Annotated in this window: 22 protein-coding genes; 8 read left to right on the forward strand and 14 right to left on the reverse strand. The window is 48.0% G+C overall.

What is annotated here, in order from left to right; all coding sequences use genetic code 11:
- Positions 1-15: 15 nt before the first annotated feature.
- The 7 genes from FO446_RS08200 to nikC form a co-directional block, all read right to left on the reverse strand.
- Positions 16-1,344, reverse strand: coding sequence for a sodium:solute symporter family transporter (locus tag FO446_RS08200; protein WP_173608709.1), 1,329 nt, complete (start codon positions 1,342-1,344; stop codon positions 16-18).
- Positions 1,341-2,045, reverse strand: a complete 705-nt coding sequence (locus FO446_RS08205; protein WP_173608708.1) for a response regulator transcription factor — start codon at positions 2,043-2,045, stop codon at positions 1,341-1,343. The genes FO446_RS08200 and FO446_RS08205 overlap by 4 nt, the downstream gene beginning before the upstream one ends.
- 4 nt (positions 2,046-2,049) lie before the next feature.
- Complete coding sequence (locus tag FO446_RS08210; RefSeq protein WP_221867654.1) at positions 2,050-2,838, reverse strand: sensor histidine kinase; 789 nt, start codon at positions 2,836-2,838, stop codon at positions 2,050-2,052.
- Between the two features lie 95 nt (positions 2,839-2,933).
- Positions 2,934-3,929, reverse strand: coding sequence for an ABC transporter ATP-binding protein (locus FO446_RS08215; RefSeq protein WP_229087987.1), 996 nt, complete (start codon positions 3,927-3,929; stop codon positions 2,934-2,936).
- 2 nt (positions 3,930-3,931) lie between these two features.
- Positions 3,932-4,954, reverse strand: coding sequence for an ABC transporter ATP-binding protein (locus tag FO446_RS08220; protein WP_237900360.1), 1,023 nt, complete (start codon positions 4,952-4,954; stop codon positions 3,932-3,934).
- Between the two features lie 12 nt (positions 4,955-4,966).
- Positions 4,967-5,887, reverse strand: a complete 921-nt coding sequence (nikB, locus tag FO446_RS08225) for a nickel ABC transporter permease (RefSeq protein WP_142495485.1) — start codon at positions 5,885-5,887, stop codon at positions 4,967-4,969.
- 13 nt (positions 5,888-5,900) lie between these two features.
- Complete coding sequence (gene nikC, locus FO446_RS08230) at positions 5,901-6,800, reverse strand: nickel transporter permease (RefSeq protein WP_173608704.1); 900 nt, start codon at positions 6,798-6,800, stop codon at positions 5,901-5,903.
- Between the two features lie 180 nt (positions 6,801-6,980).
- Between nikC and FO446_RS08235 the strand changes: the two genes are divergently transcribed.
- The 3 genes from FO446_RS08235 to FO446_RS08245 are packed head-to-tail and all read left to right on the forward strand — an operon-like array spanning position 6,981 to position 10,708.
- Positions 6,981-8,216: an amidohydrolase gene (locus FO446_RS08235; protein WP_237900362.1), complete on the forward strand. Its 1,236-nt coding sequence runs from the start codon at positions 6,981-6,983 to the stop codon at positions 8,214-8,216.
- Between the two features lie 16 nt (positions 8,217-8,232).
- Complete coding sequence (locus FO446_RS08240; RefSeq protein WP_221867657.1) at positions 8,233-9,456, forward strand: amidohydrolase; 1,224 nt, start codon at positions 8,233-8,235, stop codon at positions 9,454-9,456.
- 34 nt (positions 9,457-9,490) lie between these two features.
- Positions 9,491-10,708 carry an amidohydrolase family protein gene (locus FO446_RS08245; RefSeq protein WP_173608701.1) on the forward strand — a complete coding sequence of 406 codons (1,218 nt, stop codon included), beginning with the start codon at positions 9,491-9,493 and terminating at the stop codon, positions 10,706-10,708.
- Between the two features lie 372 nt (positions 10,709-11,080).
- Here the strand turns inward: FO446_RS08245 and FO446_RS08250 are convergent, their stop codons facing one another.
- Positions 11,081-11,968 carry a LysR family transcriptional regulator gene (locus FO446_RS08250; protein ID WP_221867658.1) on the reverse strand — a complete coding sequence of 296 codons (888 nt, stop codon included), beginning with the start codon at positions 11,966-11,968 and terminating at the stop codon, positions 11,081-11,083.
- Between the two features lie 112 nt (positions 11,969-12,080).
- On the opposite strand from FO446_RS08250, the gene FO446_RS08255 reads away from it, so the two are divergent.
- Positions 12,081-13,463, forward strand: a complete 1,383-nt coding sequence (locus FO446_RS08255; RefSeq protein WP_232773388.1) for an MFS transporter — start codon at positions 12,081-12,083, stop codon at positions 13,461-13,463.
- 12 nt (positions 13,464-13,475) lie between these two features.
- Here the strand turns inward: FO446_RS08255 and FO446_RS08260 are convergent, their stop codons facing one another.
- The gene (locus FO446_RS08260; protein WP_232773387.1) at positions 13,476-14,360 is read right to left on the reverse strand and encodes a LysR family transcriptional regulator; all 885 of its coding nucleotides are present in this window, start codon (positions 14,358-14,360) and stop codon (positions 13,476-13,478) included.
- Positions 14,361-14,493: 133 nt separating this feature from the next.
- Between FO446_RS08260 and FO446_RS08265 the strand changes: the two genes are divergently transcribed.
- On the forward strand, positions 14,494-15,714 hold the full coding sequence (locus FO446_RS08265; RefSeq protein ID WP_173608697.1) for an MFS transporter: 1,221 nt from the start codon (positions 14,494-14,496) through the stop codon (positions 15,712-15,714).
- 52 nt (positions 15,715-15,766) lie between these two features.
- Here the strand turns inward: FO446_RS08265 and FO446_RS08270 are convergent, their stop codons facing one another.
- Positions 15,767-16,609 (reverse strand): DUF92 domain-containing protein, encoded by an 843-nt coding sequence (locus tag FO446_RS08270; RefSeq protein ID WP_173608696.1) that lies wholly within the window; start codon positions 16,607-16,609, stop codon positions 15,767-15,769.
- 212 nt (positions 16,610-16,821) lie between these two features.
- On the opposite strand from FO446_RS08270, the gene FO446_RS08275 reads away from it, so the two are divergent.
- Positions 16,822-17,169: a LysR substrate-binding domain-containing protein gene (locus FO446_RS08275; protein ID WP_229087988.1), complete on the forward strand. Its 348-nt coding sequence runs from the start codon at positions 16,822-16,824 to the stop codon at positions 17,167-17,169.
- Between the two features lie 50 nt (positions 17,170-17,219).
- The gene (locus FO446_RS08280; RefSeq protein ID WP_173608694.1) at positions 17,220-17,594 is read left to right on the forward strand and encodes a nuclear transport factor 2 family protein; all 375 of its coding nucleotides are present in this window, start codon (positions 17,220-17,222) and stop codon (positions 17,592-17,594) included.
- A gap of 43 nt (positions 17,595-17,637) precedes the next feature.
- Here FO446_RS08280 and FO446_RS08285 read toward each other — a convergent pair whose 3' ends face one another.
- The 3 genes from FO446_RS08285 to FO446_RS08295 are packed head-to-tail and all read right to left on the reverse strand — an operon-like array spanning position 17,638 to position 19,672.
- Positions 17,638-18,348, reverse strand: a complete 711-nt coding sequence (locus FO446_RS08285) for a B3/B4 domain-containing protein (protein WP_232773385.1) — start codon at positions 18,346-18,348, stop codon at positions 17,638-17,640.
- A gap of 28 nt (positions 18,349-18,376) precedes the next feature.
- Positions 18,377-19,015 (reverse strand): LysE family translocator, encoded by a 639-nt coding sequence (locus FO446_RS08290; RefSeq protein ID WP_173608692.1) that lies wholly within the window; start codon positions 19,013-19,015, stop codon positions 18,377-18,379.
- Between the two features lie 33 nt (positions 19,016-19,048).
- Positions 19,049-19,672, reverse strand: coding sequence for an FMN-binding negative transcriptional regulator (locus FO446_RS08295; protein ID WP_173608691.1), 624 nt, complete (start codon positions 19,670-19,672; stop codon positions 19,049-19,051).
- 102 nt (positions 19,673-19,774) lie between these two features.
- Between FO446_RS08295 and FO446_RS08300 the strand changes: the two genes are divergently transcribed.
- Positions 19,775-21,184, forward strand: coding sequence for a MocR-like pyridoxine biosynthesis transcription factor PdxR (locus tag FO446_RS08300; protein WP_237900364.1), 1,410 nt, complete (start codon positions 19,775-19,777; stop codon positions 21,182-21,184).
- 166 nt (positions 21,185-21,350) lie between these two features.
- On the opposite strand, the gene FO446_RS08305 is transcribed toward FO446_RS08300, so the two are convergent.
- Positions 21,351-22,592, reverse strand: coding sequence for an amidohydrolase family protein (locus tag FO446_RS08305; RefSeq protein ID WP_237900366.1), 1,242 nt, complete (start codon positions 22,590-22,592; stop codon positions 21,351-21,353).
- Positions 22,593-22,605: the final 13 nt, after the last annotated feature.

The raw sequence follows: 22,605 nt of genomic DNA on the forward strand, positions 1-22,605 counted from the left end.
GTTCCTTCCTGTGGGTCAGCGAGTGTGATCCGGCGTTCGGATGTACCGTTTCCATAGCCAGGTCATGGACAAGTAGGCCGTTAAAACCAGAGCTGTACATAAGGAGGCAATCCAGATTGCCATCATCGGATCGACGTACATCCGGCTGCTATAGCCTGCGACGAATCCCATTACTGCGCTGATCAAAATGAAAGTAGGTGCTTTTCCCTTTGTCAAAACAATGACGACGACAGGCAAAAACAGCGAGGCATACATAATGCCAAAGAAGAACAGTAAATCCAGCAAGGTCGGCTTGAAGTAGATCGTTAAACCATACGAAAGCGCACCGATGGCAATGGCAAGGATGTAGCCCAAACGGATTTTTTGCCGTTCCGAAGCGTCTGGGCGGAACAGCTGATACACATTGTTGACCATCAGACTGATCATGGAATGAAGACCTGCACCGAAAGCGGACATGATTGCTCCAAAGGCACAGAGGACAAATAATACAAGCAAGATCATCGTGTCAATCTTGCGTACGAGATCAAACAACAGCGAGTAGATATCATCAAATCCGCCCGTAAAAAGGACGATGATGATCAGCGAGGAAAACGCCAGGGGTACGGTGGCAAAAATGAGCCCGGACACCAGAAAGGTAGGGACGATCTTTTTCTCTTCCATCATATAGAGCCGCTGCCACGATGCCTGATCGACAAACACTTGACCAAACCCGATCAACAGTCCGGTAATGATAAAAAAAAGACCCTCGTTGTTGTTGAGCACCAGAAGGTAAGGATGGTACAGGCGCAGCCCGTTATAGACGTGCTCGACACCTTTTCCGACGAAAAAGTAGACGGGAATCAGGATAATGGCTGCAAACGTAATGACAATTTGCACGATGGCAAACCGATGGATCGAGCGGATTCCCCCGATGCCTGCAAACAGCACACAAAATCCGAAAAAGCAGAGCAAGCCGAGCGGGATCGGTAAGCCAAACAAGATGTTGAGCAATACGCCCCCAGCCATCCCCTGAACGAACATCGCTTCGATCGTCGTAATCAAAAGGATGATGATCATCAACCAGTAACCAAACGGATGCAGCTTGTCCCGCATGTAATCCCCGATGGTCATCCCTTCTGACAACTCACGCCGGACCTTTCGCCCAAGCAGTCCAAACATACTGAGGGCAAATGCTCCCATCAAAGCGAAGCCGATCCCGCCAAATATTCCGTATTTGACGAGTGCTTCCGGTGAACCGAAGATCGTGTTTCCGGTCACCCAGCGGGCGAGGATCGAGACGACCCCAAGCCCGATGCCGATCTTTGCTGCACCTACCACGTATTCGCGAAACGATAAGTAGGTCAAGATACATTCCCCTTGTCCCGGTATTCTTTCGGGGTTTTCCCCACTACCTTGCGAAAAATGGTGCTGAAATAGTGTTGGCTGTTGAAGCCAGTCCGCTCGGCAACCGTCGATATGCTCCAATCAGGATGAGCAATCAGGAACTTCTTCGACATTTGAATGCGGTACTGCATTAAATACTCAGAGAATGAGACGCCTACTTCTTCATGAAAACGGCGGCTCAAATACGTCGGATTGATATGGACCTCTGCGGCCAGATCAGCCAAATTCAGCTTCTCCGCGAATTTTTGATGAATGATGTTCATCGCATCAGAAATAATTCGGGTGTAAGCAGAGAGGGCAGGGCTCTTCTGATATTTTTTTAGAATGTCGACCAGCTCGCTCTCAATGACGGGCTTCGTGATGTAATCCACGACACCGAGGCGGATCGATTGCTTTGCATAATGAAAATCTTGATAAGCCGTTACAATGATGAGCTCGATGTCTTTGTGCTGGGCTCTCAGCTCTTCGCCAAGCACCAGACCGGATTTCCCCGGAAGATTAATATCCAGAAAGGCGAGATGAAGAGGAACCTTCTGGCTGATCGCCATGGCCTTGCTGCCATCTGCGGCCTTGTAGAATTTCCACAAGGGGAACATGGGCTGAATCAAATACTCGAGTTGGTCCAGCTCCAACGGTTCGTCATCCACGAGTAATACGTTCATCTTCTCACCTCAGATCGATTTGTTCATACGTACAGGGCCACCTGACAGACACAAGAGTTCCTCCCTCAGATATCGGAGCAAGCTCCAGATGTGCATGATCACCAAAACAAAGGTGGAGCCGTCTACGGATGTTATCCAACCCGTGACCGCTCTTCTCATGTGGCTGTTCGGTTTCGATCTCACTTTCATTCTGGAATGCTGTAAGTCCGGAAGAACCGTTGTCGATGACCGTAAGCAGGACATCGTCATCTTGTCGGCTTATGCGGATGTCTATGATAGCTTCGCCCATTTTTCGTTCTAATCCATGCTTAAATGCGTTTTCCACGAGCGTTTGCAAGACGAATGGCGGTATGGATGCCTGCAAGAGATCATCTGCACAATCTAGCTGAATCCGGAGACGATCGCCGAAACGCAGCTTTTGAATCTCCAAATATTGCTCCGTGTACGTAATCTCCCGCGCCAATGAAATCAACGGCTCTGTGGATTTGTATTTGAATTTGAGAAACTGGGAGAGGACTTCGAGCGCTCTCACCAGTTCCTTCGTTCGGTTTAATCGCGCCAGACTCAGAATGACATTTAGCGTATTAAACAAGAAGTGAGGCTGGATTTGTTGATTCAACTGATTGTAGAGCGCTTGCTGAAGCTCTTTTTCCAGCTCGATCTTTAGATTTTTGTTTTCTAATAGATCAATCCGCTTCTCGAAAATAAACAGAAACAATAAAGCAATAGCTCCTACGATAGGAGCCAAAATAAACAGCAGAATGAGTAATGTGAAACCTTCGAAGCTTATCATGAGATCCCTTCTGTATAGATAGATTTTGCAGTTACCATCATATCATGCTGCTTCGTGATCTCTTGCGTTTTTAGAAAATTTTAATCTCTCTATGATTAGACTTGGGCAAGGTGGCAGGCGACTTGGTGCGTGTCGTGCAAACTCGTCAGCCCAGGTACTTCTGTTTTGCAACGATCAATCGCATACGGGCAACGCGTATGGAAGCGGCAGCCCTGAGGAGGATTGATGGGAGAAGGGACATCTCCGCGCAAAATGATCCGCTCCTGCTTTTTGTTAATATCCGGAACCGGAATCGCAGACAAAAGTGCCTGCGTGTAAGGATGCTGCGGGTTGTCGAACAGCGACTTTTTATCCGCGATCTCTACCACTTTACCGAGGTACATCACCATGACGCGATCCGAGATGTGACGAACGACGCCGAGGTCATGGGAGATGAACAAATACGTCAGCTTGAATTGCTTTTGCAACGATTTCAGGAGATTCAACACTTGAGCCTGAATAGATACGTCGAGTGCCGATACGGCTTCGTCACAAATGATCAGCTTCGGCTGCATCGCGAGCGCACGCGCAATCCCGATTCGTTGGCGTTGTCCACCGCTGAACTCATGCGGGAAGCGGTCAATTTGGTCCGGACGCAAGCCTACATAGCCGAGCAGCTCGATAATGCGATCACGGCGTTGATGGGCAGGTACGATATTTTGAATCGCCAACGCTTCTCCGAGAATAGCGGATACAGATTGGCGCGGGTTGAGCGAAGCAAATGGGTCCTGGAAAATGACCTGCAAATGCTTGCGCATGTCGCGCATTTGCTTCTTGGACATCGCCAGTAAATCTTGTCCCTCGAATAGTACCGTTCCGCTCGTCGGTTCATCCAGGCGGAGGATGGCACGACCGGTAGTAGATTTGCCACAACCGGATTCGCCTACAATACTCAGTGTTTCTCCTTCATGGATCGTGAAGCTGATGTCATCCACGGCTTTTACATGGTTGACGGTACGGCCTAAAATGCCGCCTTTGATCGGGAAGTGCTGCTTGAGATTTTTTACTTCCAGCAGTGGTTTTTTCGTTGGATTCGCTTGTGTCGTCATCATGATCATACCTCCACTTCCGTAGCAGTCTTGGTGTCGCCGTCCCACTCAGACGTATACATCCAGCAGCGTACTTTGCTTCCGTCTGCATACTCCAAGAGCTCTGGAAGCTTCGTATGGCACAGCTCTGTTGCATGCGGGCAGCGTGGAGCGAAGCGGCATCCAACTGGCATGTTGAACGGACTTGGTACATTTCCTTTAATCGCTTGCAGCTCTTCTACATCCTCATCCAGACGGGGGAGGGAGTTCATCAGCCCTACTGTATAGGGATGACGTGGATTCGCAAACAGGTTTTGTGCAGTCGTGTACTCCACCACTTTTCCTGCGTACATGACCGCAACGCGATCGCATGTTTCAGCAACAACGCCTAGATCGTGGGTAATCATGATAATACTCATGCCCATTTCGACTTGCAGCTTTTTCATCAGCTCGAGAATCTGAGCCTGAATGGTAACGTCCAAAGCGGTCGTCGGTTCATCCGCGATCAAAATTTCCGGGCGGCAGGCGAGAGCCATCGCGATCATGACCCGTTGACGCATACCCCCAGACAATTCATGCGGCTCTTGAGTCGCGCGTTTTTCCGGGGAAGGAATACCGACCAGACGCAGCATGTCTACTGCCTTGTCCCATGCTTCCTTCCGTCCCATGTTTTGGTGCAGGCGCAATACCTCTGCAATTTGCTCCCCAACCGAATAAACCGGATTCAGCGAGGTCATTGGCTCTTGGAAAATCATCGAAATCTCGTTGCCGCGGATTGCGCGCATGTCTGCTTCCGATTTTTTCGTCAGATCTTGCCCTTTGAAAAGGATTTCTCCTCCTACAATTTTTCCCGGAGGACTGGCAATCAAACGCAGGATCGAGAGGGAAGTGATACTTTTTCCACAGCCCGATTCTCCTACCAGACCTAGTGTCTCTCCTCTATTTAGAGAGAAATCAACGCCGTCCACCGCTTTACTGACGCCATCTTCTGTGAAAAAATGCGTTTGCAGATTGCGAACGTCCAGGATGATATCTTGTTGTTCCGGCATGGTGATCCCTCCTTAGTTCAGATCAATTCGTTTATTAAAGTAGCGATACAATACATCGACGAGCAGGTTCACGAACACGAAGATAATGGAAGCGATCAGTACGCCGCCTTGTACGACAGGCAAATCACGCATGCGGATCGCATCGACGATCAGACGGCCCAAGCCGTTGATGGCAAATACAGATTCTACTAGAACTGTACCACCCAAAAGGAAACCGAACTGCAAGCCCACGACAGTAATAATCGGGATCAGCGCGTTTTTCAAAGCATGCTTGTAAATGATGACTGTTTCACGCAAGCCCTTTGCTTTCGCTGTGCGGATGTAGTCTTGACGTACGACGTCGAGCATACTGGAGCGAGTCATACGAGCAACGATGGCAGCCCCGGCAGTACCGAGTGTGATCGCTGGCAAAACCATGTGCTTCCAGGTGCCCCAGCCTGCGACCGGGAAGAGTTGCAACTTGACGGAGAACGTGTAGATCAAGCTCAAGCCGAGCCAAAAGCTTGGCAAGGATACACCGAGCAAGGCAATGACCATGATCGTAATATCTGCAGCAGAGTATTGCTTGGTAGCAGAAATAATCCCTGCGATCATCCCGAGGACAACCGTTACAAAAATACTGGCAACGGCGAGCTCGATGGTAGCAGGCAAGCGTGCCATAATCTCATCCCACACGGGGAGATTGGAGCGAAGTGATGTCCCTAGATCGCCTTGGAACACATTGACAACATACTGCGCGTACTGAACCATAATCGGCTGATCCAAGCCGAGCTGAGTGCGCATTTTCGCAATCGTTTCTGCAGAAGCGCCTTCACCAGCAAGCAATACAGCCGGGTCGCCAGGAACCATTTGCATGATCAAAAAGACGACAAGAATAACACCGAGCAGGACGGGAATCATCTGCAGCAGGCGACGGGTAATGTAAACAAACATGTAGCATTCCCTCCTATTGTTTCATTCGTGGATCGAGAGCGTCCCTGAGGCCGTCCCCAAAGATGTTGAAGCCGAGAACAAGAGTTGCAATAGCGAAACCAGGGAACATGGCCAGATGCGGAGCGGTAAACAAGAAGTCGCGTCCGTTACTGAGCATGGCGCCCCACTCCGGCAGAGGAGGCTGTGCTCCCAGTCCGAGGAACGAAAGGCCAGCCGCGGAAAGAATCGCAGTAGCGAGGCGCATCGTTGCTTGTACGATAATAGGAGACAAAATGTTTGGAAAAATGTGTCTAAAGATAATCGTGAAGTCATTGGCACCGAGTGAGCGGATCGCATCGATGTACTCCAGTTTTTTCACGGTCAAGGTTGAGCCGCGGACGATCCGTGCAAATACAGGAATCGAGAAGATACCAACGGCGATCATCACGTTAAAGAGACTTGGCCCTAAGGCACTGACAATGGCTAGAGATAGCAGGATTCCCGGGAAGGCGAGCAGGACATCGATGATACGGGAGATGACTGTATCTACCCAGCCTCCGTAGTAACCGGATAATAAGCCGAGAATAATTCCGAAAAATGCACCAATAAAGACAGCAACAAATCCGACGGACATCGAGAGCTGTGTTCCGTATAAAAGACGGCTCAGTACATCCCGACCTTTGTCATCGGTACCCATCCAGTGTTCAGAAGATGGTGGCTTCAACTTATTAACCAAGTCAATCTCATATGGATCATGGGGAGCGATAAATGGTGCCAACAGGGCAATCGCGATGTAAAAAATCACGATACAGCCGCCTACCATGGCGAGTTTGTTTTTTCGTAGTTTCCTGTAAAAAGTCCGCCATCTGCTAGGGCGTGCAGCCGCTGCTTTCGGCGGAAGAGCTTGATTGGTTGGTGCGATCTCAACCTTCATGGTGTAACCCCTCCTTTGCTTACGTCAAAGTTATCAGAAAAATGTACGAAGTAAAGGCAATTTGAACAAGTCGTAAAAATAGTGAAAATAGACGTAAAGATTGTGCAAATCAAGTCTTTCCGCTTCCTAGATAATGGGGGAGAAAGGAATGGAGAGAGACAAAGAGAGGGTGGATAATGGATGGGCGTTACCTATTGGTTGACCAATGTTCGTTTGGAGACGGGCTACCGTCGGGAAAACGGTGTCGTCACGGGGACAGAGGCATCCTTGTTTCACATTTTGGTTAAAGACGGAAAATTCGCGCGCATTGCACCAGCGACAGAGAAGCTTACAGACGATATTTTGCAAAAGGATGCAAAAGGCTTATTGGCACTCCCATCTTTCGTAGAGAAGCATGTTCATTTGGACAAGACGCTTCAGGGAGAACCATGGCGGGCTGTTATTCCTGTGTCCAATATCATTGAACGCTGTGAAATAGAAAAGCGCACACTGCCGGGATCGCCGACAACTACACAAGAGCGTGCGGAGAATCTGCTGGAGATCCTCTTGTCCTATGGCTCGACACATGTGCGTACACATGTGGACATTTACCCGGAAGTGGGAATCTCCAATTTGGAATCAGTAAAAGCAGCATTAGCAACCTACACGGATCGAATCACCCACGAGATCGTGGCATTCCCGCAGCATGGCTTGTTGCGTACAGACGCAAAAGCACTCTTGCGTGAGGCATTGCGCCAAGGTGCGACTCATGTCGGGGGCGTGGACCCAGCTAATGTGGATGGCGATATAGAAGAATCCTTGCACCAAATGATGGAGCTGGCGGTAGAAGCAAACGCAGGTGTGGACTTGCATTTGCATGACCCGGGACATTTGGGAACCTACACAATGAAGCGACTGGCAGCAATGACCGTGGATGCTGGCTGGCAAGGCCGCGTAGCAGTCAGCCATGCGTTTGCGCTCGGAGACATCCCAGTGCAAGAAGCAGAAGAGATGGCGACGATCCTGCGGGAAGCAGGCATTACGATTATCACCAGCGTGCCATTTAGCCGCGTGATCCCACCTGTACAGCTACTGCACCAAAATGGCGTAGACGTTGCGGTCGGCTGCGACAACATTTTTGACACGTGGCAGCCATACGGAAATGGTGATGTGCTGGAACGCCTCTGGCGACTGGCAGAACGCAATCGTTGGCTGGACGAGCTGTCTCTGTCTCAATCTCTGCGTTTTATCACAGGTGGCAAAACGACACTGGCTGCCAACGGAACACAGTTATGGCCTGCACAAGGGGAAGACGCTAGCCTGATCCTCGTGGATGCGACCTGCTCGGCAGAAGCGATTGCGCGCCGTGCAGATCGACACGCTGTATTCTTCAAGGGCAAGCTTGCTTCTGGGCAAGTGGAAGAAGTGAACGTTTAAGAGGGGGGAAAAGCCGGTGAAATCTTCTCCTTATTGGATCGTCAACGCTCGACTGGAAATCGGGTATGAGTGGGAAGAAGGCGTGATCAGTGGAACGCGGACAGAGCTGTGCGATTTGCTTATTGAGCATGGAAAAATCACACGCATTGTCCCTTCCAGTGAAATTTTGGAGGATGGGCTGCCTAAAAAGGACGCGAAAGGCTTACTGATCTTGCCGTCTATGGCCGAGAAGCACATTCATCTGGAAAAAACGTATTACGGCGGCCCATGGAAGGCAACAACTCCCGTAAAAAACTTGTTCGAACGCCACGCTGAGGACAGAGGGCTGTTGCCGATGTATCTCAAGCAGGCACAGACAGGAGCAGAAAATATTCTCTCGCTGCTGGTGGAAACAGGAGTGACACATGTAAGAACGCATTGTCATGTGGACCCACAGGTTGGTCTTGGGTTTTTGGAAGGAATGAAAAGTGCGTTTGAGACGTATGCAGACCGTGTCTCCCACGAAATTGTTGCTTTCCCGCATTATGGGATGCTGCGTACACAAGCACGCGACATGGTACGTGAGGCACTGCGTCAAGGCGCCACTCATGTAGGCGGCGTCGATCCGGGTGGAGTCGACGGCGACATCGAGCGTTCCCTGCAAACGATGCTAGAGCTGGCAGTCGAAGCGGATGCCGATATTGACATGCATTTGCATGATCCGGGGCATCTCGGCGTGTTTACGATGAAGCGCCTCGCTGCTCTGACGGAAGAGGCAGGCTGGCAGGGACGTGTCACGATTAGTCACGCGATGGGATTGGGCGATGTTTCACAGGAGGAAGCTAAAGAGATGGCACAACGACTCGCCTCGCTTGGCATTTCTATTGCATCGACCGTGCCAATCAATCGCCCGACCATTCCGATTCCGTTGCTGCATCAAGAAGGGGTTGCCGTCATGCTCGGCAACGATAGCCTGACAGACAATTGGACACCCTTTGGCAGCGGAGACTTGTTGGAAAAAGCAGGACGACTGGCTGAACGCTTCCGCTTGACGGATGAAAGATCGTTAGGCGTAGCACTCGGCTTTGTGACAGAAGGGCGGATCACTCTCGATGACACCGGGAATCGCCTGTGGCCATTGGCTGGAGATGAGGCGAGCCTGATGGCGGTCGAAGCGACATGTTCAGCAGAAGCAGTTGCGAGACGTGCGAAGCGCAAGGTCGTGCTTTTCCAAGGCAACCGGGTAGCGGGTGAGTGGTAGTACTACTTTTAAATAGAAAGGATGTCATGGATAGATGTCTACAGCCTATTGGATAACCAACGTCCGCTTGGAGAGCGGATACCGCAAAGAAAATGACAAGGTGGTTGCTACAGATACTGAAGTGGCGCATCTATTAATCGAAGACGGACGAATTGCGCAGATCGTGAGTGGAGCCGCTCCACAAACCGAGCTGCCAACGAAGAATGCCAGCGGTCTGTTGGCACTGCCGTCATTTAGGGATATGCACATCCACATCGATAAAACGTATTATGGCGGCCCTTGGAAAGCCGTGACGCCAGTAAAAAACATCTTGGGTCGACTGGAAGAAGAGAGCCAGCTCATGCCGAAGCTGCTGCCAACAGCACAAGAGCGCGCAGAAAAAATGCTGGAATTGCTGCTGTCCGCAGGCTCCACCCATATTCGCTCCCATTGTAATATCGATCCGTACATCGGACTCAAAAACCTGGAAGCGACGATGGCAGCACTGGAAACCTTCAGCGGCAGATTGCAGTGCGAGGTCGTTGCCTTCCCGCAGCAAGGTCTTCTGCGAAGTAACCAGGTGGAGAACATCCGCCAAGCCTTGAAGATGGGGGCGACCTACGTTGGCGGTGTAGACCCGGCGACCGTGGATCAAAACATCGAGAAATCGCTCGCTACCATTTTTGAGCTGGCAGTGGAAGCGAATGCACCCATCGACGTTCATTTGCATGATCCGGATCATCTCGGGGTGTTTACATTCAAGCGTCTTGCTAAAATGACCGAAGAAGCAGGGTGGCAAGGTCGCGTTACCATCAGCCATGCCAATTCCCTTGCTGACATCAGTCTGGAAGAAGCAGGGGAAGTAGCAGAAATGCTCGCTGGCTTGGGCATTTCGATCACTTCCACTGTACCCGTGAACAGAGGGACGATTCCGATTCCATTGCTGCATGAAAAAGGCGTGTCTGTTTCTCTCGGAGACGACAGTATTACCGATCACTGGTCGCCATTTGGACAAGGAGACAGCTTGGAAAAAGCGGGCCGATTGGCTGAGCGCTTCCGCATGCAGGACGAACGTTCCCTGTCCCAAGCACTGGGCTTCATTACAGGTGGGAAAACGCCGCTGGATAAAGAGGGCAACCGCCAATGGCCGAATGTTGGCGACGAAGCGGATATTGTATTCGTTCATGCATCCTCGGCAGCAGAAGCAGTTGCACGCCGCGCGAAGCGCCAAGCTGTAATGTTCCGCGGGAATGTCGTTTCTGGGGCTTTGTAAGATCGAAAAGAAAATCTATAACAAAAACAGACACGCAATTGTGACGTGTCTGTTTTTGTGTTCATTTGCCTGCACCTAAAATGCATGGCACCAGCACAAAGGATCATCTCCCCCACAATGTGGGCAACAACCCCCTGTATAGCGAAGTCGAATTTGATCTGAATGCAGCACACCATAGTCGGTAATCGGTTCGACGCCCGGGATTGGTTCGTCCGGGGTCTCGCGCACTTTCATGTCCGACCACTTTCCGCTCCAGGAACATATACGGCACGTTAATCTCTCAGCTGTAGGGTGCAACGCATTCTCGATGACGATCATACATTCTTGACTGTTGGTATTACAGGTAGGACAATCGTGAAGTTTCATGATTCATCACCTCTCAAGTTTGCATACATCCTCAAAATAATCGACAACAACCTCACGGAATTCTTGGGCAGCGCGCGAAATGTACCGACTCTTGTGCCATAATAATGCGATTTCCCGTACCAATTCGTGATTCTCGACTCTTAGATACGAGATTTGTTCACGAGAATCTCTTGCCGTGCTTGGTATGAAGGCTATGCCGATTTCTGCTTCCACCAGTTGGATCAGCCTTGCAGGTTCATCTCCCTCATACACATAGGTGGGTGCGAATCCAACCGACTTGCATATAGTGTCCACGAGATCGCGTGTACCGTACCCTTTCTTTACACCGACAAACGATTCATCTTTCAGCTCTGTCAAAGATACGATGCTTCGGTCTGCCAGTCGATGTCCCCTTGGAACAGCTACGAGGATAGGGTCAATGAACACGATTTGACATTCGATGTCATCGTCTTGTACAGGAGGGGAGGACAAGCAAAAATCGACCTCTCCTCTATGAAGAAGCGTAACCATTTCCTGGGTGGTCAGCATTTGTACATGAAATTGGATATCGGGCCGCTTTTTCCGAAACTCGCGAAGGATATTCGGCAGCGTGCTCGCAGTAGTTACGGCTAATTCAAGAGTACCATGCTCCGGGTTGGATAGGTCGCGAAGCTCCAGTTTCCCTTGTTCCAATTCAAACAGAGCTCTTTCCACCCGACAGAGGAATTTGCTTCCGAACTCATTCAGACGCAGCTTTCTCCCTGTACGATCAAATAGCGGGACTCCCAGATCCTCCTCTAATCGTTGAATCGTTTTACTAAGGGACGATTGGGTCACATGCAGGCTTCGTGCAGCTTCGGTCACATGCTCCATACGAGCAACGGTAAGAAAGTATTGCAGTTGAAGAAGTTCCATTTAGCTCCTCCATTCATTCCTTTGAATCAATGGAATCATAACATGAAATACGTTGGAGTAAATGTTTGATTTCCAGTACGATATCATCAAAACGCTTTAAGGAGGGCTGAAAATGGGGGCTCACAACAGGTGGTTGATGATTTCCGTTGGACTAGGGATATTGTTGAACCCGTTAAATTCTTCGATGATTTCTGTTGCGATTGCAAGGCTGCAAAATGTGTACAGTCTTGATTTCACGGTTGTTTCGTGGATGATTTTCTCGTTCTACATTGCGAGTGCAATCGCTCAACCTGTCATGGGAAAGGCAAGTGATTTGTTCGGACGCAAGAAGATATTCCTTACCGGGCTTGTCGTATCTTTCGTTGCTTCCTTATTGGCTCCATTATCTCCAAACTTTGGGTGGCTCATTGTGTTCCGAATTGTGCAATCGATTGGAACAAGCATGATGGTTGCCGTTGGAATCGCCATTGTACGAATCCATATTACGGAGAAACAAGCGACTGCGCTTTCCGTACTGTCCATATTCCTGTCTGGAGCAGCTGCGATTGGACCTTTTATTGGCGGGGTATTGCTTCATTATTGGGATTGGTCAGCGATCTTTCTCGTTAATATTCCGTTCGTGGTGGCGAGCTTCCTGTTAGCCTGGAGGATGATTCCAAAGGATGGATCGGCAGCATCTGTTGCACATAAGATGTCCTTTCGAAAATGGTTGGAATTGATTGATGCAACAGGGATCATGCTCTTCGCGGTCGGTCTGGTTGCACTGCTCGTTGGATTGCTTTTCGCAAAATCATCGGGGCATGTCTCATGGTGGCATATCCTGGTTGGAGGGATCGGCCTCGTTACACTGGTAGCTTTCGTACGACATGAGTTAAAAACGACTTCTCCGTTTATTCCGCTGCGGACATTCGCGAAGTATCCTGCGATGACGTGGGTCAATATCGAATTCATGCTCGTTAACGTCCTTTTTTATTCGCTTTTTTTCGGCCTTCCATCCTACCTGCAAATGGTTCGTCATGTCAGCGAGTTCCATACAGGAATGCTCATGCTCAGCTTAGGTTTATGCTCCCTCATGGTATCTCCACTAGCAGGACGATGGATTGATCACTCAGGACCTCGGCCGGCATTGCTCACATCCGCCATGCTGATGACATTTGGGTCATTGTGGATCGTGACGTTAAAGCAAGATTCACATGTGATCAGTGTGTGTGTGGCGTTAGCGGCATTCGGCATTAGCAACGGGTTAAACAATGTCGGCATGCAAGCAGCCTTGTTCAAAAGCTCTCCAAAAGAAATCATAGGCGTAGCATCCGGATTATTTCAAACATCCAGATACCTGGGAACCATTCTCTCCTCATTATTGATCGGCATTGTAATGGGAGATAAGTTCAGCGCCGAGGGTTTGCAAGTGCTGGGCATTATCCTCACGACAATCGCGCTGTCTTTGGTACTCATGAGTTGGCGACGGGAATCAGGGCAGCGGGGAGAGTCGTAGGTTCGCTCATCCCTATTCAAAATCGCAGGCATGATCCATCACAAATTGTTTGAATTTTTCAGTGGCAGGTGATAAATATCTCCCTTCTACCCAGGCAATTCCAATTGTCCGTTGGCACTTCGGGCTTTTGACAGGGATTTGTGTGATCTTACTCTGGTCCGTTCCTTTTAAATTGGGCAACAGGGAGATTCCCAGTCCAGCAGCGACCAGTCCTGCAACGGTATCTGCTTCCTCTCCTTCAAAGGTAATGGGAGGTGTAATTCCCGCTTCCTGAAACAATTGCTCGACAGTGATCCGAAGGGAGTATCCTTCTTTTAAATGGATAAAGGATTCATCCGCAATCTCTTCCAACGTAATCGAGGTACGATTTGCATATTTGTGGTCTTTCGGGACAATCACAAAAAGTTCTTCATTCCAAAGCGGCTTCCATACAAAGGGAGATTTCATATCCATAGGAGCAAGTAGACAAAGATCAAACTCTCCTCCTTGCAACTGATTCATAAGCGTATGGGAGGGACCTTGTCCGAGTCGAAAATGAATGTTGGGGTAGAGGGAGCGAAAAGAAGCCAGTAAATCAGGGATACGACTGGTACTTAATGTGTGCAGAAACCCAAGAGATACCTCTCCCTTATCTGGATCAAGTAAATCCATGATTTCTTGTTTTCCCTCATGATATTCCTTCATCATATTTTCGACTCGCTTTAAAAAGAGATGACCATATTTATTGAGCCGAATCGAACGTCCTTGACGGTCAAACAGAGGAACGCCTATTTCATCCTCAAATCGGGCAATCGAACGACTGAGGGCAGACTGGGAAATCGAGAGAGCTTCGGCCGCTTGTGTCACGTGTTGGATTCTTGCCAGGGTTTGAAAATATTCGAACTGTTGCCATTCCATTCGAAAGCACCACTTTCCGTTTGGAGTTTTCATTACATAAATGCATGAAAAACATGATTATAATGAATTATACATCATAGATAAATGGTGGTACCATGAAACCATAATCATCCTGAAATGATATGGTGATCGCATGATACAACAAGGTACAGCACTCTTCCGCAAAACCAGCTTTGCTTTTTTTGCCGCTGGTTTCAATACGTTTGCGATTCTTTATTGCGTACAGCCCTTAATGCCGGAATTTTCAAAAGAATTTTCAGTTAGCCCAACGACAGCAAGCCTTTCCCTCTCCATTACAACAATGGTTCTTGCCGTCAGTATGCTCGTTCTTGGTTCGCTGTCTGAAGTATGGGGACGCAAGCCAATTATGATCGTTTCCATGCTCGCTTCGTCTGTGTTTTGTATTCTCACAGCATTCAGTTCGAATTTTCATGTTCTCCTGGTATTGCGAACGATTGAAGGGATTTCATTGGCGGGTTTGCCCTCCATCGCAATGGCCTATCTTGGAGAAGAAATCGAATCCAAAAGTCTGGGAGCGGCTATGGGTCTCTATATATGCGGGAATTCCATTGGGGCTGTGTTTGGCAGGGTTTTCTCAGGTATGGTGAGTGACTACTTCGGCTGGCAGATCGCAATAGGGGGGATTGGTCTCATCAGTTTGGCTGCCACACTGATTTTTTGGAACACCTTACCACCGTCACAAAATTTTAAGGCACGCCCATTCGTAATGAGAAAGTTAGGTCTGTCTTTAGTAGACCATCTAAAGGCTCCAAGTCTCATTTGTTTATTTGTCATCGGCTTTATACTATTAGGGAGTAATGTAGCGTTGTTCAATTACATCGCTTATGTATTGCTCGAAAAGCCCTATTCACTCAGCCAAACATTTATCAGTTGGACGTTTTTAATTATGATCATCGGAATGTTCAGCTCCGTCTGGACAGGAAAATTAATAGATCGTCACGGTAAGCAAAATCTGTTATTCACAAGCTTGTTTCTCGCATTGATCGGCGTCTGTTTGACGTGGGAAGCGAATCTCATGATGAAGATAGCAGGACTTGGATTTTTTACTTTTGGATTTTTTGGAGCGCATGCGGTTGCAAGCAGTTGGGTAGGACAGCTTGCTTTACAGAACAAAGCACAGGCCTCTTCTTTGTATTTATTTTTCTACTACACGGGTTCAAGTGTAGGAGGAACACTTGGGGGATTGTTTTGGTCCGCATACGGATGGGGAGGCGTCATCAGTATGAATGTCGGCTTTCTCCTAGTCGGCTTCATCCTTTGGGCGTGCGTCTCAAAAATGGTGCAGAACGCGAAGAAAGTGACCAAAATCGCCGAGACTTGTGCCTCAAAATAAAGAAAACGGAAAAACTCAGTATCGTTTGGTGATACGAAGTCTTTCCGTTTTTTTATAGGTCAAACGATAAGCCGAATGCCAACGCCATTAAGACGGCGAAAGCACCACCTGCAAGCGAACCAGCGAGATTGACCGCATCGTTGTTCCAACCAGTGCGACCGCGGATTCGTACGGCTGGCGTGCCACAGTGACGAGCTTGCTCGATTTCACGACCGCAAGCTGTGCAACGGTACATTTGCTGCCAAGTCGCACCGATCCACGAATCAACCAGTGACCCTATTACGCCAGCCAGTCCTGCTATGCCGATCCAAGCTGCCAGTCTAAGGGCAGGTGTGATCACATCCGGCGCGGGTTGATCGGTTACCGCAAGCAGCAACCACGCTGCACCGCCGATAAATAGTCCACCGGCAAGCGATGCACCCATTCCCAGGCTAGAAACGCCGCCGGAAGTGCCAGGCGGAACACACTGCCCCGTTTTGATTGATCGCGGAGGCTTCCGGCTCAGGCCGCCGATTTCTGTTGCCCATGTATCGGCTGTGACCGCTGCCATCACGCCGAGGAACGCGTACCACCAAAGCGGATGCGACCACACCCAATTTGCTACACATAACAGTAATCCGAGCCCTCCGTTTGCGAGCACCTGGCCAGCATCGCGTCTCCCCGTTTTCTCATAACCGCTCTCGGCCTCTTCCTTTTTATGCTTTTTCCACTTGGATAATAAAGTGGACGAGACAAAAAATGCGATGAGGGAGCCGAACCAGATAAGGCTTCCGAGTGCGTACATCACGGTGCCCAGTATCACCGCCGCCAAAAAGCCGGAACCAGACAGCGACCGTTTTACATAAGCCGCCCCTGCAATCCCAGCGCTGCAGGCCAGACCGATTAACCACTCCACAGTTTCCCGCCCCCTTTGCTTTGAACTATTATACCTCGGAAGTAGGCAAGATGAGCGGTTTCCTTTAGAAAATGGTAATGACAGAATAGAGGAGGAACAAACACTTGCCCATATTGATTTGCTTATCGTATTTGGCAAAAACTTTTTGAAATGCCGCCCCAAATATGACCCACAATAATAAAGCCGCGCACCCGATCAGTATCGTTGCACACATGGAAAAAAGCATGGCCGTTTGTGAATCATGGTACGGCAGTATGAAAGTTTATCGTGCTATGTTTGAAAAATACCTAGAAGAACGAGGGCTTGCCTTTTCTCAAATGATGGAACTGTGGAGCATTGAGGCAATCAAACGATGTGTAAGGAGTGGGCTAGGTATCACTTGTTTGCCGTTAATGACTGTAAAAGAGGAAATTGAGCAGAGAAAGGTAAAGATCATTCCCTGTGACAGCAGCTTTCCTACTATTTTTGCGCAAGTCGTTTATCACAAAAACAAATGGGTTTCTCCAGCCATGACGGAGTTTATTGCGATAACGTTACAACATGAAAAAAGTTGGGCATAGATAGACGTGTTGTACGAACGGGTATCTTAATAAAGAAAGGATGATTTGTTATGATGACTTCTCTTAAAGAGAATGCGGTGTCGTTTTTGCAACTGGTAGCGTCGGGGAAGGTGCGGGAAGCATACCAAAGATACACTAGTCCGAATTTCCGCCACCATAATCCCTTTTTCCGTGGCGATGCTCATTCTCTCATGCTCGCAATGGAAGAGAACGCCGCAAAGAATCCGCATAAGATTCTCGAAGTGAAACGTGCCATCGAAGAGGGGGATATCGTTGCTGTCCATTCCCATGTAAAGCAAAACCAAGAGGATCTTGGGGGAGCTGTGGTCCATATCTTCCGTTTTCATAACGACCAAATCGTCGAATTGTGGGATGTAGGCCAGCCCATACCTGCTGATTCTCCCAATGAGAATGGAATGTTCTAAGACAGTAAGTACGGCAGCCAGTGCATATGGCTGCCGTTTGAGCTTAATCAAAGATTGTCATTTCCTTATTATAGATATCCAGCACTTCCATCTTCACCATACCACCTAGATGATGTGGCACGAAATCAGACAATTCTTTTAGTGCCATATGGAATTCATCGATTCTTGTTTCATCTACTAATTCAATACAGAGGAATGCATTTTTCGTATGTTCTGTTAGCATCGTCCTCTGAGCTTCACGCCAATTCCAGCATCTGCATATGGCACCGACATCGTCTTTATAAACAATTTCCCCTTCATAAGGCGAAGCATTTTCATCCTGTCCCAATGGGATAAAGGGTTCGTTGCCATTTGCTTGCGTTAGCCGAATATCGCCTACAAAAGTGTCGATATCTTCTCCGCCACACGGAAGTCCATATCGCAGTGAAATGGAATTATAGATGTCAACAAGCGGGTTTATGGTTCCGATCGGATTGCCATTTTTCACTCTTTTTAATAAAGCTTCAATGGAGCACCTTGCCCCTTTCTTCGTCTTGAATTTCTGAAAAGCTTCTCGCCAAACGGAAATGACAGGGTTACTGCTGAATTCCTCCAGAGTAAAAAATTTATGTGCTTCTTTCTCCGCCTCCTGCAGCAGCTTCTCGTATTTTTCAACGTCTCTACGTGAATTATCAATCCCCTGGCAAATCACGATGCCTATTTTTGCATGGGGAAATAACGACCAGAAATCATCTTCAATGAGAAATTTCGACATAACCTATCTCTCCGTTTCCTTTCACTAATTATGTTTTGGAGGGGCTCGCAAAGGCAGAGAAAATCCCGAGAGCAATATATAAATAACCAGTGATCCGATTCATTACCTTTGAACTCGCCCTACTACCCACAATCCGCTTTCTCATACTTGCTGCGAGAAAGGCATACAGACCATCGCTAACAAAAGCAAGGATAATAAATATCGTTCCTAAAAGCAAAAATTGAGCGGTGACTGACCCGGCAGTAGGTGATATGAATTGCGGAAAGAAGGCTAAAAAGAAGAGTGCTGTCTTGGGATTCATTACCTCTACAAGCGCTGATTCGTAAAAAATCTTTCGTAATTTTTTGCGAGGGGCTTTTGGAATTTCAGAAACCGTGCTATCAGCTTTAGAAAATAATGTCTTACACCCCAGATAGATTAGATAAGCAGCACCCAGGTACTTCACGATATGAAAGGCTGTTGCTGATGTCATAAGGATCGCAGAAACGCCAATTGCCCCAGCTAAAACGTGAACAGAACCACCAAGAGACACTCCTAGAACTGATACCAGACCAGCTTTCTTCCCTTGATCGATACTTCTTGCCATAATATAAAACACAGCTGGTCCAGGTATGATTAACAATGTAGAAGCGGCAATGACAAATAGCCAAATAGTTGAAAACTCCATAAGAAGCAACTCCTTGTTGTATCTATAGGCTGATCATTTAAATAACTCTTTTCGTTGCTCACGCATCCACTGAGCAACCTGAATTTCCTCTTGATCATTTGATTTTTCAAGCTCTGCCACAATCGATTGATAATCGGTGTTGTTGCGATTTTGACTCATTTTGGCTGCCGCTTGAATCGAGGTGATTTCAATCTCAAAACCAACGATTCCTTTCATTTCTCTCTCAAGCAATTCAGGATGAAAGGTCTCCCAGAGTCGACCATTTTCCCGGTGAGATTCATAGTGTGTCAGCATTTTATCCAAAGCCGACTTCAGTTCATCCTTCGTGAGAATACGTGCTGTCCCATACGCATGTACAGCGAGATAGTCCCATGTGGGAACCTGTTCACTCTCATACCAGCTTGACGAAATGTAAGCGTGCGGTCCTTGAAAAATCAGCAAAACATCTCTATTGTTATCCAACGTTTTCTTCTGCATGTTTCCGTATGCAATGTGCCCAGTTGCATAGATTTTCCCTTCCTCTTCACGAATTTCCAACGGGATATGCGTAGCCAACGGGCGGTGTTCATCAACTGTAATCAATAGGGCAAACGGATTAGACTTCATCATCTGAACGGCCTCATCATGTTCCATACGATATTGCTTAGGAACGTACATAGGAACCACCCTTTCAACTTGTATTTGAACCAAGAGTATGATACAAACTGACATAAAAAAAGATACAATAACAAACAAATGTACATGTCAGGAGAGGTGTTAATGAAAAATACCATTTTTACATTCAAGGATAACTCTCCTAAATACAAACAAATCTACGAGAAATTTAAATCATTTATTGAACAAGGCGATATTAAGGCCGATGAGCCATTGCCCTCCATTCGTCAGCTTGCAGATTCCTTACATGTAAGCCGTAATACAACATTAATGGCGTATGAACAACTTGTTGCGGAAGGGTACATTCGTGGAGAGGGACGAAAAGGGTATTTTGTAAATGAGTTAGAGCCCGTTTTATTTCAAGAGGCCCGCGGTTCTTCTACTCACAAGCAAACAGAGCCGGTACCATCTGTTCGCATTGATTTTCGCGCAGACGTCGTCGATCAATTGCATTTCCCTTTAAAAACATGGCGGAGGATCTCGAATCAAGTATTAACGGAAAAGGACAGCTTTCGGTACGGGGAACCTTTTGGTGAATGGAGTCTACGTGAGCAAATCGCAGCGTATTTACTCCAATCTCGTGGGGTGAGAACAGAACCAGATGCCATCATTATCGGCAGTAGTACCCAACAAATGCTTGTGTATCTCGGTCTGGTCCTGAAACATGATTTTTCCAGCGTGATTGTGGAAGACCCTGGTTATGATGGCGCTAGAAAAGCTTTTCAATTAAATCGTTTTACACTGGAAACGTTACCTGTTTATGAGACAGGTGCTGATTTTTCACACCTGGAACATAGGAAATCACGATTGATTTATGTAGCGCCGTCGCATCACAGTCCATATGGGGTCAGTATGCCCATTCAACAAAGGCATGCACTCATCCATTGGGCAAAAAATAGGCAAGGGTATATTATCGAAGACGATTATGATAGTGAATATCGCTATACCCAACAACCATTTCCGGCTCTCGCTTCCATCGATTCAACGAGAGTGATTTATCTCGGGAATTTCTCGAAATGCTTTCTGCCAGGGATTCGTTTAAGCTATATGGTGTTGCCACAGCCACTGATCAGCTGTTATAAAAATCAATTCGCACATTTCGAGAGCACCACTTCACTCCTTAGCCAATTCGCCATGGCGAAATTTATGGAAGAAGGGGAATGGAATCGGCATATTAAACGCATGCGTCTTGTTTATAAACGAAAAATGCAGCACTTCGTTTGTGAATTAAGGAAGCATTTCACGCACCATATTTCAATCATTGGCGAGCAGTCTGGTTTGTACGTACTGGTCAAAGTACACCTGGAACGCTCAGAAGAATGGCTCATTCAACAAGCTTCTCTTCAGGGAGTTAAAGTTTATCCGACTTCACTCTTCTTCATAAAAAACAAAACGGAAGAACCGATTATTAAACTTGGTTTCAGCAATTTATCAACTGATGAAATTCAGCTTGGTGTAAAGCTCTTAACAAAGGCTTGGTTACAACATGACGGGTTCGATAGCTCAAGCTTTTAAGCCCGAACAAACACCCAAGCTGGTAGGAGAAAAAAGAAGAAATAAGCGAAAGTCTTTGGGATACCAACCGAATTCTTCTTTTTTCTCCCCACCACCAAAGGCTCGATTTTGACAAAAAAATAAAGACTTCACTGAAAAATCAGCGAAGCCTCCGTGGTCTATCTGGCTACTTTGTTTCTCCCATTCTCTCCAAAGCACCATGCACAATTTTCCCTTTAAACATAACAGCAGCCCGACGAGATTTTCTCGCAATCGCTTCCGCTGAGCAGGAGCTTTCTGCAAACACGATGCTTGCCACGTTGCCAACCTTCGGCCATGCACGGTTGCCATCTTTATCGAGCGTTGTTTTTCCTCCGGTGATGAAGTACAAGGATTGCACCAATGATTTCTCATCGACCCAACGGTAGCGCTCGACCAGACGGTTTAGCTTATCGAGCATATCGCCTGTTCCATAAGGCGACCATGAATCGTAGAACCCATCATAGCCAAGTGCGACATGTACGCCTTTGGCATGAAGCATCGGAACAGGTGGCATTGCCCGATTAATCGGAACGGTCGTCAGGATCATCGTTCCCAGCTTGGACAATCGATCGGCCATGTCCGAGCTTTCTTCCAACGACACATCTCCGAGCGCAAAGGCATGACTGATGGCCATACGGTTCTGCCAGCCTGCTTCCTCGGTCAGATCGAGCAATCTTTTGATCGTATAAAAGCCGAGTGTCCCCGGATCATGCAGATGAATATCGACATCCGCGTCTGCTTCCACTGCAATGTCCATCATTTCGCGCAAGGAGCCTTCCAACTCATTATCGATCCCAGCCGGGTCCAAGCCCCCAACCAGTGTAGCGCCTTCCTTCATTGCTTGTCTCATCAAGGAGCTTGCTTGTGTGCGCAGGAGTCCCTGCTGCGGGAAAGCGACGATTTCATACGTCAGGCGATCACTGTACTCTTCCAAGGCTGCACGCACACCCTCCAGGTTTTTCAGGCCAATGTATGGATCGATGTTGACGTGTGTGCGTACATGTGTGGCACCGCCTTTGATATGGAGCTGGAGCATCGCTTGTGCGCGCTCTTTGGTCGTCCCTGTCATCAGCGGCATTTCTTTTGCTTCGAACTCCAAGCGATCAATCAGTTTTTTCGGAGGAAGGCAAGATTTCCAGGTTGCGCCCGCATACGTTTTATCCAGATGATTATGCTTTTCAACAAAAGAGGGGAGGGCCAATAAACCTTTTGCATCTTCTTGCGGTAAAGTGGTGTCGAGTGGTTCGTTCGCCGATACGATCTCTGCGATTTTGCCGTCTTCGATCTTCAAATGACAGATTTCCGAGAGTGTGTGAAAGACGCCGTCTTCTCCTGTTTCAAAACCTTTATCGAGACGAACGTTGGTTAACCAAAAAGCTTGCATCACTAGAAATCAGCCC

The sequence above is a fragment of the Brevibacillus brevis genome, from assembly GCF_022026395.1.
In the GTDB taxonomy this organism is placed as follows: domain Bacteria; phylum Bacillota; class Bacilli; order Brevibacillales; family Brevibacillaceae; genus Brevibacillus.

What these genes read in the sequence shown, in the direction of transcription:
- FO446_RS08205 (WP_173608708.1), bottom strand. Translation starts at nt 2,045, where the DNA reads ATGAACGTATTACTCGTGGATGACGAACCGTTGGAGCTGGACCAACTC.
- FO446_RS08210 (WP_221867654.1), bottom strand. Translation starts at nt 2,838, where the DNA reads ATGATAAGCTTCGAAGGTTTCACATTACTCATTCTGCTGTTTATTTTG.
- FO446_RS08215 (WP_229087987.1), bottom strand. Translation starts at nt 3,929, where the DNA reads ATGATGACGACACAAGCGAATCCAACGAAAAAACCACTGCTGGAAGTA.
- FO446_RS08220 (WP_237900360.1), bottom strand. Translation starts at nt 4,954, where the DNA reads ATGCCGGAACAACAAGATATCATCCTGGACGTTCGCAATCTGCAAACG.
- nikB (WP_142495485.1), bottom strand. Translation starts at nt 5,887, where the DNA reads ATGTTTGTTTACATTACCCGTCGCCTGCTGCAGATGATTCCCGTCCTG.
- nikC (WP_173608704.1), bottom strand. Translation starts at nt 6,800, where the DNA reads ATGAAGGTTGAGATCGCACCAACCAATCAAGCTCTTCCGCCGAAAGCA.
- FO446_RS08235 (WP_237900362.1), top strand. Translation starts at nt 6,981, where the DNA reads ATGGGCGTTACCTATTGGTTGACCAATGTTCGTTTGGAGACGGGCTAC.
- FO446_RS08245 (WP_173608701.1), top strand. Translation starts at nt 9,491, where the DNA reads ATGTCTACAGCCTATTGGATAACCAACGTCCGCTTGGAGAGCGGATAC.
- FO446_RS08250 (WP_221867658.1), bottom strand. Translation starts at nt 11,968, where the DNA reads ATGGAACTTCTTCAACTGCAATACTTTCTTACCGTTGCTCGTATGGAG.
- FO446_RS08255 (WP_232773388.1), top strand. Translation starts at nt 12,081, where the DNA reads ATGGGGGCTCACAACAGGTGGTTGATGATTTCCGTTGGACTAGGGATA.
- FO446_RS08260 (WP_232773387.1), bottom strand. Translation starts at nt 14,360, where the DNA reads ATGGAATGGCAACAGTTCGAATATTTTCAAACCCTGGCAAGAATCCAA.
- FO446_RS08265 (WP_173608697.1), top strand. Translation starts at nt 14,494, where the DNA reads ATGATACAACAAGGTACAGCACTCTTCCGCAAAACCAGCTTTGCTTTT.
- FO446_RS08275 (WP_229087988.1), top strand. Translation starts at nt 16,822, where the DNA reads ATGGAAAAAAGCATGGCCGTTTGTGAATCATGGTACGGCAGTATGAAA.
- FO446_RS08280 (WP_173608694.1), top strand. Translation starts at nt 17,220, where the DNA reads ATGATGACTTCTCTTAAAGAGAATGCGGTGTCGTTTTTGCAACTGGTA.
- FO446_RS08285 (WP_232773385.1), bottom strand. Translation starts at nt 18,348, where the DNA reads ATGTCGAAATTTCTCATTGAAGATGATTTCTGGTCGTTATTTCCCCAT.
- FO446_RS08290 (WP_173608692.1), bottom strand. Translation starts at nt 19,015, where the DNA reads ATGGAGTTTTCAACTATTTGGCTATTTGTCATTGCCGCTTCTACATTG.
- FO446_RS08295 (WP_173608691.1), bottom strand. Translation starts at nt 19,672, where the DNA reads ATGTACGTTCCTAAGCAATATCGTATGGAACATGATGAGGCCGTTCAG.
- FO446_RS08300 (WP_237900364.1), top strand. Translation starts at nt 19,775, where the DNA reads ATGAAAAATACCATTTTTACATTCAAGGATAACTCTCCTAAATACAAA.